The organism is Shewanella inventionis (assembly GCF_014641855.1).
GTDB classification, from domain to species: domain Bacteria; phylum Pseudomonadota; class Gammaproteobacteria; order Enterobacterales; family Shewanellaceae; genus Shewanella; species Shewanella inventionis.
The window spans coordinates 1-17,722 of the sequence record NZ_BMII01000001.1 but is presented as its reverse complement, the minus strand read 5'-3'; the positions used below and the strand labels follow the sequence as shown (position 1 = coordinate 17,722).

General features: G+C 41.8%; 9 protein-coding genes and 4 tRNA genes. 5 read left to right on the top strand and 8 right to left on the bottom strand.

The genetic code is table 11. From position 1 onward, the window contains the following. The first annotated feature begins 27 nt into the window (after window positions 1-27). Window positions 28-2,040: a DNA helicase Rep gene (gene rep, locus IEW93_RS00065; protein WP_188735624.1), complete on the top strand. Its 2,013-nt coding sequence runs from the start codon at window positions 28-30 to the stop codon at window positions 2,038-2,040. A 15-nt stretch (window positions 2,041-2,055) separates the two neighbouring features. On the opposite strand, the gene IEW93_RS00060 is transcribed toward rep, so the two are convergent. Beyond that, window positions 2,056-4,680: a sensor domain-containing diguanylate cyclase gene (locus tag IEW93_RS00060; protein ID WP_188735622.1), complete on the bottom strand. Its 2,625-nt coding sequence runs from the start codon at window positions 4,678-4,680 to the stop codon at window positions 2,056-2,058. 242 nt (window positions 4,681-4,922) lie between these two features. Between IEW93_RS00060 and IEW93_RS00055 the strand changes: the two genes are divergently transcribed. From IEW93_RS00055 to IEW93_RS00040, 4 genes are all read left to right on the top strand, one after another. Continuing rightward, a tRNA-Arg gene (locus tag IEW93_RS00055) sits at window positions 4,923-4,999 on the top strand. Window positions 5,000-5,049: 50 nt separating this feature from the next. Then, window positions 5,050-5,125 (top strand) — tRNA-His (locus IEW93_RS00050). Window positions 5,126-5,146: 21 nt separating this feature from the next. Continuing rightward, window positions 5,147-5,223 (top strand) — tRNA-Pro (locus IEW93_RS00045). Between the two features lie 59 nt (window positions 5,224-5,282). Next, window positions 5,283-5,359 (top strand) — tRNA-Pro (locus IEW93_RS00040). A gap of 202 nt (window positions 5,360-5,561) precedes the next feature. Here IEW93_RS00040 and IEW93_RS00035 read toward each other — a convergent pair. From IEW93_RS00035 to IEW93_RS00005, 7 genes are all read right to left on the bottom strand, one after another. After that, window positions 5,562-7,484 carry a bifunctional diguanylate cyclase/phosphodiesterase gene (locus tag IEW93_RS00035; protein ID WP_188735612.1) on the bottom strand — a complete coding sequence of 641 codons (1,923 nt, stop codon included), beginning with the start codon at window positions 7,482-7,484 and terminating at the stop codon, window positions 5,562-5,564. A gap of 7 nt (window positions 7,485-7,491) precedes the next feature. Beyond that, window positions 7,492-8,142: a transglutaminase-like cysteine peptidase gene (locus tag IEW93_RS00030; RefSeq protein WP_188735610.1), complete on the bottom strand. Its 651-nt coding sequence runs from the start codon at window positions 8,140-8,142 to the stop codon at window positions 7,492-7,494. Window positions 8,143-8,227: 85 nt separating this feature from the next. After that, window positions 8,228-8,833, bottom strand: a complete 606-nt coding sequence (locus IEW93_RS00025; RefSeq protein ID WP_188735609.1) for an OmpA family protein — start codon at window positions 8,831-8,833, stop codon at window positions 8,228-8,230. Next, complete coding sequence (locus tag IEW93_RS00020) at window positions 8,833-10,242, bottom strand: TolC family outer membrane protein (protein WP_188735607.1); 1,410 nt, start codon at window positions 10,240-10,242, stop codon at window positions 8,833-8,835. The genes IEW93_RS00025 and IEW93_RS00020 overlap by 1 nt, the downstream gene beginning before the upstream one ends. Window positions 10,243-10,263: 21 nt before the next feature. Further along, window positions 10,264-11,646, bottom strand: coding sequence for an HlyD family type I secretion periplasmic adaptor subunit (locus tag IEW93_RS00015; RefSeq protein ID WP_188735605.1), 1,383 nt, complete (start codon window positions 11,644-11,646; stop codon window positions 10,264-10,266). Beyond that, window positions 11,639-13,819, bottom strand: coding sequence for a type I secretion system permease/ATPase (locus tag IEW93_RS00010; RefSeq protein WP_188735602.1), 2,181 nt, complete (start codon window positions 13,817-13,819; stop codon window positions 11,639-11,641). The genes IEW93_RS00015 and IEW93_RS00010 overlap by 8 nt, the downstream gene beginning before the upstream one ends. Window positions 13,820-13,904: 85 nt before the next feature. Further along, window positions 13,905-17,722 (bottom strand): beta strand repeat-containing protein (locus IEW93_RS00005; RefSeq protein WP_188735600.1); only part of this gene is annotated, 3,818 nt, incomplete at its 5' end.

Here is a 17,722-nt window from a genome sequence, read left to right as displayed (position 1 = left end):
TTTAGATTTAGTAAGGTGTCGATATTAATGAAACTCAATCCAGGGCAAAATGAAGCCGTACATTATGTCTCGGGTCCCTGCTTAGTGCTTGCGGGCGCAGGCAGCGGTAAAACACGTGTAATCATTAATAAAATTGCTTACCTGGTCGAAAAATGTGGCTATAAAGCGCGTAACATTGCCGCAGTAACCTTTACCAATAAAGCTGCGCGTGAAATGAAAGAGCGTGTGGCGCAGTCTATGGGGCGTAAAGAAGCGCGAGGGTTGTGGATTTCGACTTTCCATACTCTAGGGTTAGAAATTATTAAGCGTGAGCATAAAGTGCTTGGCCTTAAAGCAGGTTTTTCATTATTTGATGACCAAGACACCTTTGCGTTATTAAAAGAGCTGACTCAAGATGAGTTAGACGAAGACAAAGACCTTATTAAAGCGCTGGCCTCGGCGATTTCAAATTGGAAAGGTGGCCTGGTTATACCGCAGCAGGCGCGCAGCTTGGCAAAAGATGAGCAGGGGCAATTGTTTGCCATGTTGTACCAGCGTTATGCGCAGCACATGAAAGCCTACAACGCGCTTGATTTTGATGACCTGATTTTAATCCCAACCTTATTGCTGCGAATGAACGAAGAAGTGCGCACCCGTTGGCAAACACGCATTCAATATTTGCTGGTGGACGAATATCAAGATACCAACACCAGCCAGTATGAATTAGTGAAATTGATAGTTGGAGAGCGTGCCAGATTTACCGTGGTGGGTGATGACGATCAGTCAATTTATTCCTGGCGTGGTGCTAAGCCACAAAACTTAGTGTTATTAGGTAAAGACTTTCCTAAATTAAAACTGATTAAGCTTGAGCAGAATTACCGTTCTAGCCAACGTATTTTGCGCGCGGCAAACATTTTAATTGCTAACAACCCTCATGTTTACGACAAGGCATTATTTAGTGAACTCGCTTATGGTGAGCCGCTTAGAGTATTAATTGCTGCTAACGAAGAGCAAGAGGCTGAAAGGGTGGTGGCTGAAATTATTCGTCACAAGTTTGTTGGCCGGACTCAATTTGGCGACTACGCCATTTTGTATCGGGGGAATCATCAGTCGCGCTTATTAGAACGCGCCCTAATGACGAACCGTATACCCTATAAGTTAAGTGGTGGAACATCATTTTTTGCGCGCGCAGAAATCAAAGACATTATGGCTTATCTGCGTTTGGTGGTGAATCCAGATGACGATAACGCATTTTTACGTGTGGTTAATTTACCTAAACGTGGTATTGGCCCTGCCACTTTGGAGCGATTAGGCAATTTTGCCAATCAAAAGCATATTTCATTGTTTGAGGCTATTTTTGATGTCGAGCTGAATCATCATTTAGCACCTGCTGCGGTGAATTCGCTTTATCAATTTGGGCAGTTTATTGTCGATACGGGCGAGCTTGCCACGCGAGGGGAGCCAGTAGAAGCCATTAAGCAGCTTATTCGTAAAATTAATTACGAAGACTATTTATACGAAACCAGTACCAGTGCAAAAGCCGCTGAAATGCGCATGAAGAATATCTCTGAGCTGTATCGCTGGGTGACTGAAATGCTTGAAGGCGATGAACTTGACGAAGCCATGACATTGCCTGAAGTGGTGACGCGTTTAACCCTGCGTGACATGATGGAGCGCAATAGCGAAGATGAGGGCGGCGATCAGGTACAGTTAATGACCTTGCATGCTTCTAAAGGGCTGGAGTTTCCGTTTGTGTTTATGGTTGGCGTAGAAGAACGTATTTTGCCGCATCAATCGAGTATTGATGAAGATAATGTCGATGAAGAGAGGCGTTTAGCTTATGTTGGCATTACCCGCGCACAGCGTGAGTTGTGGTTTGTGATTTGCCGTGAACGTCGCCAATTTGGTGAAACTATGCGCTGCGAGCCAAGCCGTTTTTTACTTGAGTTACCCCAAGATGATTTAATTTGGGAAAACCGAAAACCGATACAAACTGAGCAGCAACGTGTTGAAACGGGTAGAAGTCATATTGCTAACTTGCGTGATATGTTTAAAAAGTAGGCCTAATATTATTATTTAGGCGCAGGATTTAGTTGGCTTTTTTTTTTCGTTAAATAACTTGCTGATAGCACGCCCCTGGCCAAGAGTGTATCCGAGATCGATAAATTGTCTTACCTGTTGTTGGGTGTCTACTGTTGTGGCGTATATTTCAAAATTAAGGGTTTGTGCCGTCAGTTGATAGGCTTTAACCAGTTGCAGCTGTTTATCATTGAGTAAGTGTTTACTGATATCAGTATCGAGTTTTAGTGCCGTGATGGGTAAAAAGCTGAGACAACTTAATGAGCTGTACCCCTTTCCATAACCATCAATGCCGATGTGAACGCCTAACTGGGTGATAATATCGAAACCATTGATGTGGTTTTCAGTGTCTTGTACCAGGGCTTTTTCATTAAAAAACAACATTAACTTATTAGGTTCAATATTGCTGGCTTTGATCGAGTTTTTTAAATTGCGTAGCACAAACTTATTTTTAATGTGTTGGCTGCTAATGGATAAGTGCAAAATAACATCTTGGTGATATTGCTGTTTAAGTAAATGATATTTCTGGCTTAGGTGAGAAAATATATACCCATCTAAATTGAGAGTAAGTTGATATTGCTCCGCTAAGCGCTTCATTTTAGCGTGTTCTATTTTACCGTGTAACGGATGTCGCCATTCAATGTTGGGTTCAATTGCAATGATTTCGCCTGTAGTAAAATCAACTACTTCTACATAATCAATATCAAATTGTTGTTGTTCAAGGGCCTGTTTAAAGTCGACTTCAAGTTCATGTTGTTGTTTTGATTGAGCACTGAGGTGATCATCAAAAATAACATAGCAACCTTTGCCGTTAGCTTTTGCCTGATACATCGCTGCGTCTGCGTCACGCAGTATTGACTCACTCGTCACTAGCTTATTGCGGCCACTAAAAGCAATACCGATGCTGGCACCTGAAATAAACTCTTGTTTAGCGAGTTGGTAGGGTTTAGATATGGCTTGTAATATGCGCTCGCTGACGTCGACAGCATCTTGAGTGGAACTTATAGAGTCAAGCAAAATAACAAATTCATCGCCGCCCATTCTAGCCAGTGTGTCATTGTCGCGCACACATGATTTTAGCCGCTGAGCAGTTTCTATTAAGAAACGGTCTCCTTCTAAATGACCAAATGAGTCGTTTATGAGTTTAAAGCGATCTAAATCGATAAATAATAAAGCAAATTGGTCTAATCCATGGCGGCGAAGATGCTTTAATGCTTGTGATAATCGTTCCATTAAGTAGCTACGATTAGGCAATCCGGTTAGGCCATCGTGTTGTGCGTCATGAACCAGTTGATCTTCAATTTTTCGACGTTGTTGTATTTCTTGTTGCAAGCTGTTGTTCAGTTCAGCGAGCGCACGAGTCCGTTCAATGACTTTGTCTTCTAATAATTCGTGGCTGTTTTTGAGTGTCTCAACCGCTTGTTTACGTTCAATCGCGTTGGCAATATGCTGCGATACAAAAGTGAGCAGCTCTAAATCTTTTAGTTGATAAATGTGCTCATCATTAAGGCTGTAAATAGTTAATGCCCCGGCAATGTCGCCATTAATCAGCAGCGGAATACCTATCCATTGATACATACGTTGAGTTTTGTTTAACTCTGGTGATTTTGAATATATATCACCATTAACCACCATTTGGGCAATGTCATTTGCTGATAATAACCGTGGTAGCTTATGGCGTAATATATATTCGGTTAAGCCATCTTGCATTGGTCGCGATGCTGGATATTCTGCCGCCATTTGAGATACATAAAATGGGAAAGACAACATGTTGTGGTCGTCTATTAATGAAATAAAACAATTTTGCGCTGGAATTAACTGACTGAGAATTGCGTGAATGCGCTTGTAGAAATCTTGTTGTAATACATTTGAAGCAGATAAATCGGCAATTTCGAATAACGCTTTTTGTAGTTTTTCGGCTTTAACACGTTCTTGAACTTCAATTTTAACTTTATCATAAGCTTGGCTAAGTTCTTTTGTGCGCTCTGTGATAGCTTGTTCTAGTTGCTCATGATGCTCAAGTCGCTCCATAACCCCAGAAATATGGTGACAAATAAAGCCCATTAACTCGAGTTCAAGCTCGCCATAGGTGTTGGCTTCGTTATAGCTTTGAACCACTAATACACCACTGACTACATCTTGGTTTTTAATTGGCACTCCAAGCCATTGATGGCTGGGTGAGCCTAAACTTTTAATGTCGCCACTGGCGATGAGCTCATTAAATTTTTTATCGTCACATAATAACGGTTCACCTTTTCTCAGAACGTATCCGGTTAAACCACTATTTAATAAAGATGAAATTTCTTGATCTGGGTATAACTCTGTTGGGTGAGAATCTTGTTGGTCTGCAAAAAAAGGTAAGCTGGTTAATCCCGTTTTAAGATTGCGTGATGCAATAAAGAAATTTTCAGCGGGTATAAGTTGTTGCAGGTGTAAATGTACTCGTTGATAAAAATCATCTAATGAGGTTACCTGGGTGGCAATATTAGATATGCCCAACAGCGCATTTTGAATGATCTCGGAACGTTTATATTTTTTAGCCAAACGCTTTAACCGAGCAATCCTTTTTTGTAGGTGCTCTACTCGTGGAGATGTTGTTGGGTGACTTAAATTGGTATCCATATCCCGAGCTGGCGTTATCCTATTAATAATGTGCACAAATATTTTTGAACAATCATTATAATTACCATAAATATAAATGTGATCCAAGCGAATTTATTGTAAGTATAAAGTTAATAACTATCCTGATTGCACATTTTACTTTCTAAAATGAGTCAAAAGTTAATCAGTCAGTTAAAAAAAGTAAATCAGTGCTAGACGTGAGGGTAATTTATCCCTACTATATGCGTCGCTAACCAAGGCGAGCGCCCATAGCTCAGCTGGATAGAGCGTACCCCTCCGGAGGGTAAGGCCGAAGGTTCGAATCCTTCTGGGCGCACCATTCCGTAAGCAGTGGTTATGTTGTATTGGTTAGTAGATTGAAAGTCAGTGGTGATTGTAGCTCAGTTGGTAGAGTCCCGGATTGTGATTCCGGTTGTCGTGGGTTCGAGCCCCATCAGTCACCCCATTCAATCAAAATTTTTATTTTCGGTGATTAGCGCAGCCCGGTAGCGCATCTCGTTTGGGACGAGAGGGTCAGAGGTTCGAATCCTCTATCACCGACCACATTTAAGTGAACAGGTTAACTTGATTAATTGGTTTACTGCACAGTTTAAAGTATATTTCGGTGATTAGCGCAGCCCGGTAGCGCATCTGCTTTGGGAGCAGAGGGTCAGAGGTTCGAATCCTCTATCACCGACCAATCTAACAAAAAAGCCACTCAAATGAGTGGCTTTTTTGTTTTCATTATTTGGTACTTTTTGTTTTCATTTTTGATATGAGTTACGCTTCTTTATATGTATGTCTGATGACTCTGCTATGTTTATCAGTCATCAATAAGAGTATTGTTCCCCAATAAAAAACCACTCCGTAGAGTGGTTTTTATTGGGTATGTCGCTAAGTCGTTATAGCTTTACATTGACCGGCGGCGAGATAAAGCCTTGGTAGGCATCGACTCTAAGCTCGGTAAAGCGACTGAGCTGTTGATCGTCTTGAATGCCAGTCACGATAACTTGAATATCTAAGCCTTTGGCAACGTTAATTAGGGCTCGGCATAGCTCACTATTATGTTGATTTTCATCAATGTAAGCAAACGATTGGTCTAGTTTGACGTAGTGTGGTCTTAGGCTTTGTAAGTAAGCCATTGAACCAAATTGACGTCCAAAGTGATCTATACCAAAGTGTGCTCCGCAATCGCGAATAACCTTACATAAGTTCTCACACGACTCTAAATCACTGTATACACTGGCTTCTGGGATTTCGAAGCAAATCCGCTCAGGGTATTTGTTTGCCCTTAAAAATTGCTTAAGCCACATATGAAAATCATTATCGCTAATACTTTGATTGGTTAAATTTATTGCGACTCTTTCGTAGTTGCGCTCAAGTAATCTGTGCTCATTGACGGTTTCGATGAGGCATCTATCCAATAGGGTGCCTAGTGACAGCAGCTCAATATAAGGCATGAATTGGCCAGCATGAAGTGTTGTGTCTGCTATTTGTAATTGGCAATATAGTTCACGTTGACATACTTCGTTTTTGGCGCTTAATTGGATTGGTTGCCAGCGGAACTGGAATTTTTTATGTTGAATGGCATACCCTAGGTTGGTGCGCCACTCTTCACGTGTAAACAATTGCTTTTGACTATTTTCAAACCAGTGGAATACTTTGGCTTCTTTAATTGATTGCTGCAACGCGTTGTCTGCTTGTGCCATCATATCTGATACTGTCATTTGACCTAAGCGCTCAGCAACACCAATATTAAATTGTTCATTAGGTTTGCAGCCGGCTTTGGTTATTTCTTTGTTTATTGTACGAATAAGGCTTTGTAAGTACTTAGTTAATTGGTCGTGCTCGCTATCTTCTACTAAAAATGCAAACTCATAAGCGGCTATTCTCGCAATGACTGAGTGTGCAATTTCGTCTTGGTGGTATTGTAATTTTTCTGACAGGATACGGATGGTTTCATCCCTTACCTGAAAACCAAATTTACTGTGTATGTCTTCTAGCCAATCCATTTTGACTAAAAAAAGTGCACCAGTGTTTGGCTCGCTCAGCCAGCCGTTAATACGACTGACCATATATTGCCTATTAGGTAATCCAGAGACTTGATCGACCAGATTTTTTTTGCGTAGTGCTGATACTTCTTCATCGAGTGAATTGAATACCTGCTTTAATTGTGCAGACATACTATTAAATGCGTTAACGAGCTCTTTTAGTTCTTTTGTTTTCGGTGGCTGCATATCTGGGCCAAATTGGCGTTCGGCAATTTTTTGTGCATGAACCGAAAGGGTATTGAGCGGTTTTAAAATCCAGCTTAAGCCGACGCGTGCAAATGCGATGGCGATTAAGAATAAAATTGAAAATAGAATGATTATGTCACTGATAATACGCCACAGCTCTTGGTAACCAAACCCAGGGTGGGCAGTTATTTCTAACGTGGCAATTTGCAGCCAGCCAGAGGTAATTGTTGTTTGCTTGTTGATGCTTTTAAATAGGCCAAGGTCGATAAACCATTGGGGCACGTTATTGACTTTTACCGCGTTATTCCAAACCTGTTGTTTACCGTCCACTAACCAGGTCAGTTTGATTTGTTGGTAGTAGCCCCCTTCAAAAATAACATTGACCAAGGTTTCGGCGCCAGCTGTATCTCCAGCTTCAAGCACTGGGGTTAGCATTAAACCTAATGAATTACTGGCATTATTAAGATCAGACTCCATTTGTTTCGTTAAAAAACCTTGGGTTTCTGAAAACTGTACGTAGGCCACACTTGCAATTGTTAGTAAAAAAAGTGCAAAAAGTAACGCATAGATCTGCCTGAACAGTGTCATGTTGCTACTACTCCATGTTGAGTTTGGGTTGGCGTAAGCGGTCTACACCTAATCTAAGTTTAAGGTCCGTCCATTTTTCAAGGCGTGATGATGAGCCAGCTAATACACCTCGACCTTTCTCTTTGTTTAACCATAACTGTTTACCATTAAAACTGTATACAGGAAGAAGATCTCTTCTTTGGGTGGCAGGTTTAATGGCTTTATCTAAATTATCTAGCACTAACGGTATTGAGTTAGGTTGTTCGTAATAGGCAAGTACCATGTGATATTGGTTTAGGGTTGTTGCTTTTACCATGGTGATTCGCAACTTATCTTCCGGTACGCCTAGTTGGAGTAGGGTGAAGTATTTTGCAATTGAAAAGTCTTCGCAATCACCGCCGTTAACCCCAATAAATTCCATGGGTGACGCCCAATAGTTTGAGTCTCCCCACAGAGTTTTATCATCAATAAACCTAAATAAATTAAAGAAATGATTCACTTTCTTTAATTTTTCTATATCACTGAGTTGCTGCGCTTCTTTAAGAATCTTAAACCAGGCATTAGCTCTTAGTGCGGCCCTGTCGCCGTAACGTTTTGTTAATGCTGAAACAACCTGCTGTTGGTTTAGCTCTTGAGTTGGAGCAGCAAATAAGCATGAAACTAAAAGGGCCGATGTCACTATAATGCTGTGACAGACCCTTTTGTAATACGCTGCGTTGACATGCCTGTCTTTACGACTCAATGACCCATATCCTGTTTAACGATTATTCATCCATATCGTCAACAGTATAGATAGTCCATCTCATCTTTGACATTGTATCTTCACCAGTTACTGTTGCGATGACGCGTCTATTACGCATTTCAGCTTCGGGTGTACCGCTAGTATCAATGGGCTTATCGAAACTATACCCAACTGCAGACATTCTCTGAGCGCTAATATCGAATGTTTTTTCTAGTACATCAATAACGGCTTTTGCACGCTTTTGAGACAAGGCTAAATTGAGTTCGTAACTGCCTCTAAGACTAGTGTGACCTTCAATAATGGCTTTAGTCTCTGGGTGTTTTCTCATTATTTTTGCGACTTTTTCTATTTGGTCGTAATACTGTGGCTCAATGACATCAGAATTATTTTCAAATAAAATTTTGAGATCTTGTCTGTCATTAATATCGTTAACTTGACCACAGCCATAATTATCAACCTCTGCACCTAATATGGTGCCTGCGCAATTTTCACGAGCAGTGATAACGCCGTCCTTGTCCATATCGGTTAGGTCAAATTTTTGTTCTGTTGGTTTTTCGAGTTCGACAATATCGTTCATTGAACAGCCCGTAGCGGCCAACATAGCGAGTAGAATCATTAAATATTTCATTATTGAACTCCTCCCTCATAAGTGCGTTCACCGCGCCATTCATCTGGGCGAGTCACTCTTAATGAGTCAAGTAGGCTGCCGGAGGCATTTAGCACTCTATAACGAGCTGCAATTTCGTCATACTCGGTTTGAAGGTAATCTTTACGAGCCTCAAATAACTCGTTTTCAGTGTCGAGTAAATCAAGAAGAGAGCGTTGACCTAAATTGAACTGTTGAACATAGGCAACTTGTGTTTGTTTGGCTGCAATCACGTGCTCACGAATATATTGCTTTTGTGGTGCTAGCATGTCGAAGGCATTCCAGGCTAAAGACATCCCTTCAACAACTTGACGATAAGCACGTTGTTGAATTTCTTTGGCTTCATTAATTTTGTACGCTGTTTCTCTGTCGCGTGCTAAATCCTTGCCGCCTGAAAATAAGTTGTATTTAACCCGTACCATGGCCACTAAGTCATTGCTGTGGCCATTGACGTTTTGACTGCTTAGCGCGCTGTAACCGTCTTCGCCATCAACGTCATTATTCCAGTTGCCGTTAAGCTCTAAACTTAGCTGTGGAAAGTAATTTGCCTTGGCAGAATTACGCTCGTTTTTAGCTGCGTTAATATCACCTTCAGCTGACTTGAGGATTGGGTGATTGGTTTTTGCGAGCATGAGCCCTTTGTTTAAATCTTCTGGAAGCATGTCTGCATCGGGTACGGGCAGAACTAGGTTTTCTGGTTCTGATTCGACGATTCGAATAAATGCCGCTTTTGCATCTTCTAGGTTATTTTTTGCTGACACTACATTTGCGTTCGCACGAGCTAAACGCCCCGTGATTTGCGATAAATCAGCAATTGAGCCTAATCCTGAGTCTGTGCGTTCTTTGATTTGCTCAAAAATAGCTTTGTGGCTTTCGAGGTTTTTTTCTGAAAGCGTTAAGACTTGCTGGCTACGGATGTAGTCTAGGTACACTTTAGTCACTTCGAGCGCCATGTCTTCAGCAGCAGCAAATAAAGCCCATTGATCTGCCGTTGCTTCATACGAATAGCGATCTACTTCGCTGCTGGTATAAAAACCGTCAAATAACATTTGCTTGATGCTAAAGCCTGCTTCGCCGCGATTTAAGTCTATTACGCCATCGCCATCAACATCACCCTGGCCTGCTTTGCGGCGAGTTGAAGGGGTGTCGGTTTGTTCCCAACCGTAACCGGCTGAGACATCCACCGTAGGCAGAAAGCCTGCAGTCGCCTGGTTAACCTGTTCTTCACGAGCTTTAAAACGGTTAAAGGCAATCCGTAAATCTGGATTGGTGTCTAGTGTATGTGCAACAGCCTGCTCAAGTGATTGACTTGAGGCGGCTGGCGCAATCAACACTGACAAAGCAAGTGCTACTGCGCTTATCTTTGTGTGCAGATTATTAGTCGTGCTCATTTAAAACCCTCCTGGTTTTTCTTAGCGCTCTCTAAGGGCGGTGTCTTTCGCTCTTAAAATTGGATTTAAAATGTACTCAAGTATTGATTTTTTCCCTGTGATAACATCCACCGAGGTGAGCATTCCAGGGATTATTGGCATCTCTGTGCCATCGTCTTTTAGTAAACTCGATTGTTCAGTTCTTACTTTAATAATGTAAAAGCTGTTGCCTTCTTCATCTTGAGATGTGTCAGCACTAATGTGTTCTACCGTTCCATTTAACCCGCCATAACGAGTGAAATCGTATGCTGTTACTTTAACTATAGCGGGTAAACCAGGGTGTAGGAACGCAATATCTTTGGGTGTAATTTTTGTTTCTATCAGTAGTTTATCTTCTGATGGCACAATCTCAATAATTTGTTCACCTGGCTGAACAACTCCACCTAAAGTATTAAAGTAGATTTTTTTGATAGTGCCAACAACCGGAGACGTAATTACCGCTCTGCTGACTTTATCAAAAGCCCCTATTTGTGCCTGGTTCATGCGCGATAATTTAGTTTGTGACTCGTTTAATTGCGCCCGCAGGTCAGTTGTAAATGCAAAAACAGCGTCACGGCGTTTTAAAATGGCCTCATCCATTGTGGCTTTGACTTTTGGTCTGAGTAACCGTAATGATTGAAGCTCACCTTGTATGTCGTTAACTGTACGTTCAAGTTTGAGTAGTTCAACTTCGGGTACAATGCCTTTACGTGCCAAAGGACGTGTTAGTTCAAGTTCGCGACTGACAAGTTGATAGCTGGTTGTTAGCGTATTAATTTTAGAGGCTAGCTCTTCTATTTCTTGTTGGCGCTGTTGGATTTGCCTAACAAAAATCTCTAATTGGTTGTTTAAGTTGTCTAGGCGTAGAGAGTATTCTTGTTGTTGCCTTTTGACTAACTCTGGTTCTGCTTCGATTGTTGTGCCGGGAAACGTCAGCTCTTGCTTTGTGATTTTAACTTGTTCACGCCAGTCTGATGACATGTCAGAAATGACGATGCTGTCGAGTTCTGCGCGCATACGGATAATGTTAGTTTGTAAGCCGTAGACTTCTTGTTCTTGCTGGCCAAAATCGGATCTAAATCGAGTGTCATCTATACGTGCAAGCGGCTGACCTTTAGTGACCATTAACCCCTCTTGTACGTATATTTCTTGTAATATGCCGCCATCTAAACTTTGAATGATTTGCAGTTGAGATGAAGGTATCACTTTACCTTGCCCTGTGGTGACCTGGTCTAATTCAGAAAAATAAGACCAGATAATAAAGCAAAACATCATGGCGGCGAGTGACCATATAATGAGTCGATGACCGGTTGGGGCATCTGTCATTATGGCTCCATATACGTCATCGACCATTTCCAAATCTTCTGCAGTTAAATGTTTACTCATTGGTCTGTTCTCCCGCCATTGCGCCGGAGTTAAGTTTGGCGAGTACTTCGTCTTTAGGCCCGTCGGCCATAATGTGGCCTTTGTCTAAAACGATAATACGATCCACTAAATTGAGTAAATGCATTTTGTGCGTGATAAGTAATAAGGTCCTATCGCGGCTAACAAGTTGCATTGAACGAATGAATTGCTTTTCTGCTCTGGCATCTAAACTTGCAGTGGGTTCGTCCATTAATAAAATAGGCGGGTCATTGAGTGTTGCTCTTGCCAATGCCACAGTTTGACGTTGACCTCGACTTAATGATAAACCACCTTCGCCAACTTGCTGATCTAACCCCTCGGCTTCTAAATTGGTGAACATATTGACACCAGATAGCTGAATCGCTCTCATTAATTGATGTTCTGTTACTTGGCGAGATCCAAAGAGAATATTGTCACGGATTGAGCCATGAAACAGGGTGACATCTTGAGGCAAGTAGCCAAAGTTGCGTCGTAAATCGCTTGGGTGTATTTGTCCAGAATCTAGCCCATCATAGCGCAAGCTACCTTGTGTGGGTTTATATAACCCAATTAATAACTTAGCTAAGGTACTTTTACCTGAACCATTACGACCGATAATGGCTATGCGTTCACCAGGTTTGATGCGAAGAGACAACGGGTGAAGGCTTGGTTTTTCGCTTCCTGGAAAACTGAAACTAATATTGTCGGCTTCTATTTTACCCACTATGCGTTCTTTACTAACGAGGTGGCCTTTGTCTTCAAACTCATCATCTTGTTCCATAATGGCGTCAAGTTGGCGTAGAGAGCTTATTGTGTAGTTACCTCGAGAAATGAGCCCTGCTAGTTGTGCCATAGGTGATATAGCTCTGCTCGATAACATGACTGCTGCAATAATACCGCCCATTGAAATTTCATTGTCTGCTAACCGATAAACGCCCAAAATGACGACTAACACGACTGTGATTTGCACCATAAAGTTAGCAACATGAGCCACATGATTGGATAGTTTTTTACTTTTTAGTTGCCAATTGGCGGTATGTCCAATCATCTGCTGCCAGCTTTTTTGCACTAAACCTTCAGCACCATTGGCTTTAATTGATTCTAATGCACTTAGACTTTCTATTAGGTGGCCATGCTTTAAACTTGAAAAACGATTGCTCTCTTCAATTGCTTGCTTTAATTTCGGCTGCAAATAGAGGGTTACAGCGATGATAATGATGCTACCAAAAACTGGAATGAGCGCTAAATCACCTGCGATAATATAAATAATCAGCACAAATAGCAGAGCAAATGGTAAGTCGACTAAGGCGGTTATTGTTGCGGAGGTTAAAAACTCTCTGATGCTGTCGAACTCGCCAAGTTGCCTTGCCATACCGCCAACACTTGGAGAGCGTTTTGATAGTGGGATCCCGATAGCTTTGGCAAATAGTTTCGATGAGACAATGATGTCGACTTTTTTACCCGCGACATCAATTAAGTAGCTACGAAGTTGGCGCATAATAAAATCGAACAGATACGCTATGCTCGCACCTATTGCTAATACCCAGAGCGATTCAAATGCTAAATTGGGCACAACTTTGTCATAGACGTTCATAATGAACAGTGGCGACACTAACGCAAATAAGTTAACCAAAACTGACGCTATTAATGCATCTCGGTATATCGGAGCTGCGTCTTTAATGCTTTGCATTAACCAGTGTGTACTGTTGTCGTGCAAATGGACATCAAAACTTTTATCGCCGCGATAATCTTGTTTAACTAGAAAAAGATAGCCAACATATAGTGACTCTAATTCTTCAATTGTTAATTTATCTTCACCGCTGGTTTCAGGTAATTGGATGATAACCTTATCGTTATCCAAATCAATTTTTCTTAATATGCATGCTTTTTTATCTTTTAATAATAAAATGCATGGCAATAATATGTCTGAGATTTGATTTAAATCTTTACGTGAAAGCTTGGCAGACAAGCCTGCTCTTGCCGCTGCTTGTGGTACTAATTCTGGAGAAATAACTGAGCCTGACAAGGGTAAACCCGCTGCCAGTGAGTCAATAGAACAAGGGCTGCCAAAGTGTTCTGTCAGTAATACTAAGCAATCAAGTAGTGGATCAACGGTTACACGTTGTGAGGCCGAAATGGTCCACTGCTCGTTTGTGTTAGACGCAGTTATAGACACCTAATTAGAATCCTTAATTTATTATTGTTAGAAATAACAATGGATGCGTCACATATTACTATGCGACGCATCCAAAGTGTTGTTATTAAGGAATAATATTTCCACTATATTGATCATAAAGATCAGGTGGTGTGGTTCCTGGTGATGGTGCAGGATTAGCCGTTGGTGTGTCGACAATCAGGGCTCCATCATTTAATAGTCCGTTGATAATCACGCCATCGGCTGTTGCACCGTATTGTTGCGATAGATCAACACCATCTAAAACAATAACTTGGTCCACGGTACCATCTTTATTAGCATCGATAGAGATAGTGGTATTGCCGTCACTGAATGAGAATTGTAGGTAGTCTTCTAAATTACCATTCTGCTCATCTTGTAATAAATCACTGATATGAAGCGTATCATTATTTACTTCAAAGTCTGTGATTGTGTCCGTTCCGACATCGCCGTTCGACCACACAAAAGTGTCACTGCCTAATCCACCAATGAGTGTGTCATTACCTAAACCGCCGATAAGTACATCATTACCTTCGCCGCCATAGATAGTGTCATTTCCGCCTTGGCCAAAGAGTATGTCATTACCAACACCACCGTTTAAAATGTCGTCACCGTCATTTAAGTTGTTGATGTTGAATTCATTGACATGAGTACGTATGTAATCATGCACAGCTTGTACATCAATATCTGCCGCATTTTGGCCTGTTTTATCAGCAACATAGCTTTGTAATGCAACATAGCCTTGTTCGGTAGAGCCACTAAAGCGGACTAAATCACCAAAGATGATGTCATCACCTTGATTACCCGTTGTATTATCGTCACCTTGAGATTGCAATGTCTCAGTACCCATAATGACACTTGATAATGTTGATACGTCGATAGAGGCACGCACATTTCCATCAGTATCATATAGTGACAAGTTAGCTTCATTAACCGTAGTGCTACCGTTTGCACTTGCTAAGCTGATTGCTTCAACCTCAGACACGGCTGCAAGTAAATTAAATGCGTGCAGTGCTTGGGCTTGGCTTGATGAGTTTGATCCATTATCAGTAAAGCTCCTAACACTGTTATTACTGTTAAAGCTTAATTGACCTATTTTAGTGCCTGTGTAAGGTGAATACACAGCACCGTTCGCGTCGACAACAACTTGACCATCTATGCTAATGGATTGGCCTTTAGAATAGTTATTAGTACTTAATAAACTGCTTAAGGTTAGATAGCTACTGGTCGAAGCATCATAGGTCATTAATACTGTTGAAGTATTAGTGTCTACAGTTTGTGCATTTGGCGAACCATCTGTAATAAAGTAAGAAATATTATTTCCAACATTATTTAGCACTGTGCTGCTCGTAAACCAGTTGAGAGCCGACTCTAAACCTGCTTCGTAGTTAGTTGAACCAGTAGCACTCATTTTCGCAAGTTCTGTTAGCAATGTTTGGACTGCGTTAGGATCATCCATATCTACTGATACAGAGTAATTTGAGCCAGATGCAAAGTTAGTTAGCAATACATTTACTGTACCGCTGTTAGAACCTGTTGCGCTATTGGCCAATGAGTTAAAGACAGCTTCAAGCTGTGTTTTAGCCTCTGCGATAACGCCAGACATACTACCTGACGTATCAAAAATAAATGCGATGTTGTAATTTTCACCGGCAACGATTTGTAAGCCTTGTTGATCGCTGACAATGATATCGTTATTTACAGTTCCATCAATGTCATCGTTACCCGGATTACCCGTGTATTTCTCATAAACAGTACCTGATTCAGATTCGCCAACGATGTTAATCGTGACGGTAGCTGTATCAGTTGCACCGTATTGATCTGTGACCGTGTAGGTAAAGGTATCTGTTGCTAGCTGACCTGCAGTAAGAGCTTCAAATGAACCATTAGTGTCATACGAATAGGTACCATCACTATAGATAGTTAATTGTGCGCCACTAGGTAATATAACGACTTGGCCATCAGTAACAGCATTGCCATTTATTTCGGTAAGGCTAAAGGTATTTCCTTGTGCATCAGAGTCGTTATTTAATAAGCCATTGCTAGCATTAGAGATTGTCAACACCCCATCTTCAGAGACCAGGTAAGTGCCCATTATCGCAGGACCTGCGGCAGTAATACTCGTCAAGAAATAATCTGAAGAGTCACTTAATGGCGCACCGCCATTTGTTTCACTAATGGTTTTAGTCGCTTCGAACACTAATTGATCAAAGACGATATCACCAGTATTAATAGTGAATGTCCCAGTATCGCCTGAAAGGGTCTTAAAGGTTTCACTCGCAACTAACTGACCATTGTAGTAAGCCTTCCAAATACCCTGTTCGCCATCATTCTCATTGGTGAACATGTTCGAAACACTAAAGGTTGCTTGATTTACTAATCCATTGAAATCAATAACGATTGATTCAGAAGTATCAGATGCTGAGTCATACTCGATTTGACCAATAATTTGGTCAGAAGGACGAGGAGAGCCAGCAACGCCAAGCTTACCTGAACTACTTTCAATATTAACCACACCCATTGAACCATCAGCATTACGAGCTGATATTGTCATCTTATTCACGCCATTTGACTGAGGAATAACCCAACCAGTACTTGAGCCCGTGGTGACGCTATACGATGAGCCAGGTATATCGTCATTGGCTTCAACGTTGTTTAAATTGAAAGTAACTAATGCAGTATCTGACAAACTACCATCTGTTGTGCTAACGGTTAATTGAATTTGGCTGCCATTGTCATAATCTATTTTTGTCGTGTCATTAACAGAAATAACACCTGTTTGAGCGTCAATTACAAACGCACCATCTTCGCTGATTAAGCTTTGAGACCCATTTGAATGTACAAATGAATATGTAAGTGCATCACCATCAATATCTTTGTCGATCCCCGTATTTGCATCATTAACGTTATATACAACCGTTCCATCAGCAATAGAGTCGTTAATGGTATCTGTGTAATCGTTGATGACTGGAGCATCGTTCACGGGAGTGACCTTAATGGTCAAGGTCGCCGTTGCACCTGTGTTGGTGGTGTAGGTAATGACCGGTACATCGCCGTTCCAGTTGGCATTTGGCGTGAAGGTGTAATTACCGTTCGCCAATAACTGTAAGGTGCCGTTAGTGAGCGTCACAACGGTGCTGCCCGCGGTGTACACAGTGTTTGACCCTGCAATCGTGAAGGTTGATACCGACAAGGTTGAATCAATGTCAGTGTCGTTCGCCAATACGTTACCGGTAGCGACGGTGTCTTCAGCCACTGTTTTTGTGTCATTAACCGCGTTGGTCGCATCGTCGACAGGGGTGACCTTAATGGTCAAGGTCGCCGTTGCACCTGTGTTGGTGGTGTAGGTAATGACCGGTACATCGCCGTTCCAGTTGGCATTTGGCGTGAAGGTGTAATTACCGTTCGCCAATAACTGTAAGGTGCCGTTAGTGAGTGTCACAACGGTGCTGCCCGCGGTGTACACGGTGTTTGACCCTGCAATCGTGAAGGTTGATACCGACAAGGTTGAATCAATGTCAGTGTCGTTCGCCAATACGTTACCGGTAGCGACGGTGTCTTCTGCCACTGTTTTTGTGTCATTAACCGCGTTGGTCGCATCGTCGACAGGGGTGACCTTAATGGTCAAGGTCGCCGTTGCACCTGTGTTGGTGGTGTAGGTAATGACCGGTACATCGCCGTTCCAGTTGGCATTTGGCGTGAAGGTGTAATTACCGTTCGCCAATAACTGTAAGGTGCCGTTAGTGAGTGTCACAACGGTGCTGCCCGCGGTGTAAACGGTGTTTGACCCTGCAATCGTGAAGGTTGATACCGACAAGGTTGAATCAATGTCAGTGTCGTTCGCCAATACGTTACCGGTAGCGACGGTGTCTTCTGCCACTGTTTTTGTGTCATTAACCGCGTTGG

Coding starts and splice junctions, on each gene's coding strand:
- rep (WP_188735624.1), top strand. CDS start 28: ATGAAACTCAATCCAGGGCAAAATGAAGCCGTACATTATGTCTCGGGT.
- IEW93_RS00060 (WP_188735622.1), bottom strand. CDS start 4,680: ATGGATACCAATTTAAGTCACCCAACAACATCTCCACGAGTAGAGCAC.
- IEW93_RS00035 (WP_188735612.1), bottom strand. CDS start 7,484: ATGACACTGTTCAGGCAGATCTATGCGTTACTTTTTGCACTTTTTTTA.
- IEW93_RS00025 (WP_188735609.1), bottom strand. CDS start 8,833: ATGAAATATTTAATGATTCTACTCGCTATGTTGGCCGCTACGGGCTGT.
- IEW93_RS00020 (WP_188735607.1), bottom strand. CDS start 10,242: ATGAGCACGACTAATAATCTGCACACAAAGATAAGCGCAGTAGCACTT.
- IEW93_RS00015 (WP_188735605.1), bottom strand. CDS start 11,646: ATGAGTAAACATTTAACTGCAGAAGATTTGGAAATGGTCGATGACGTA.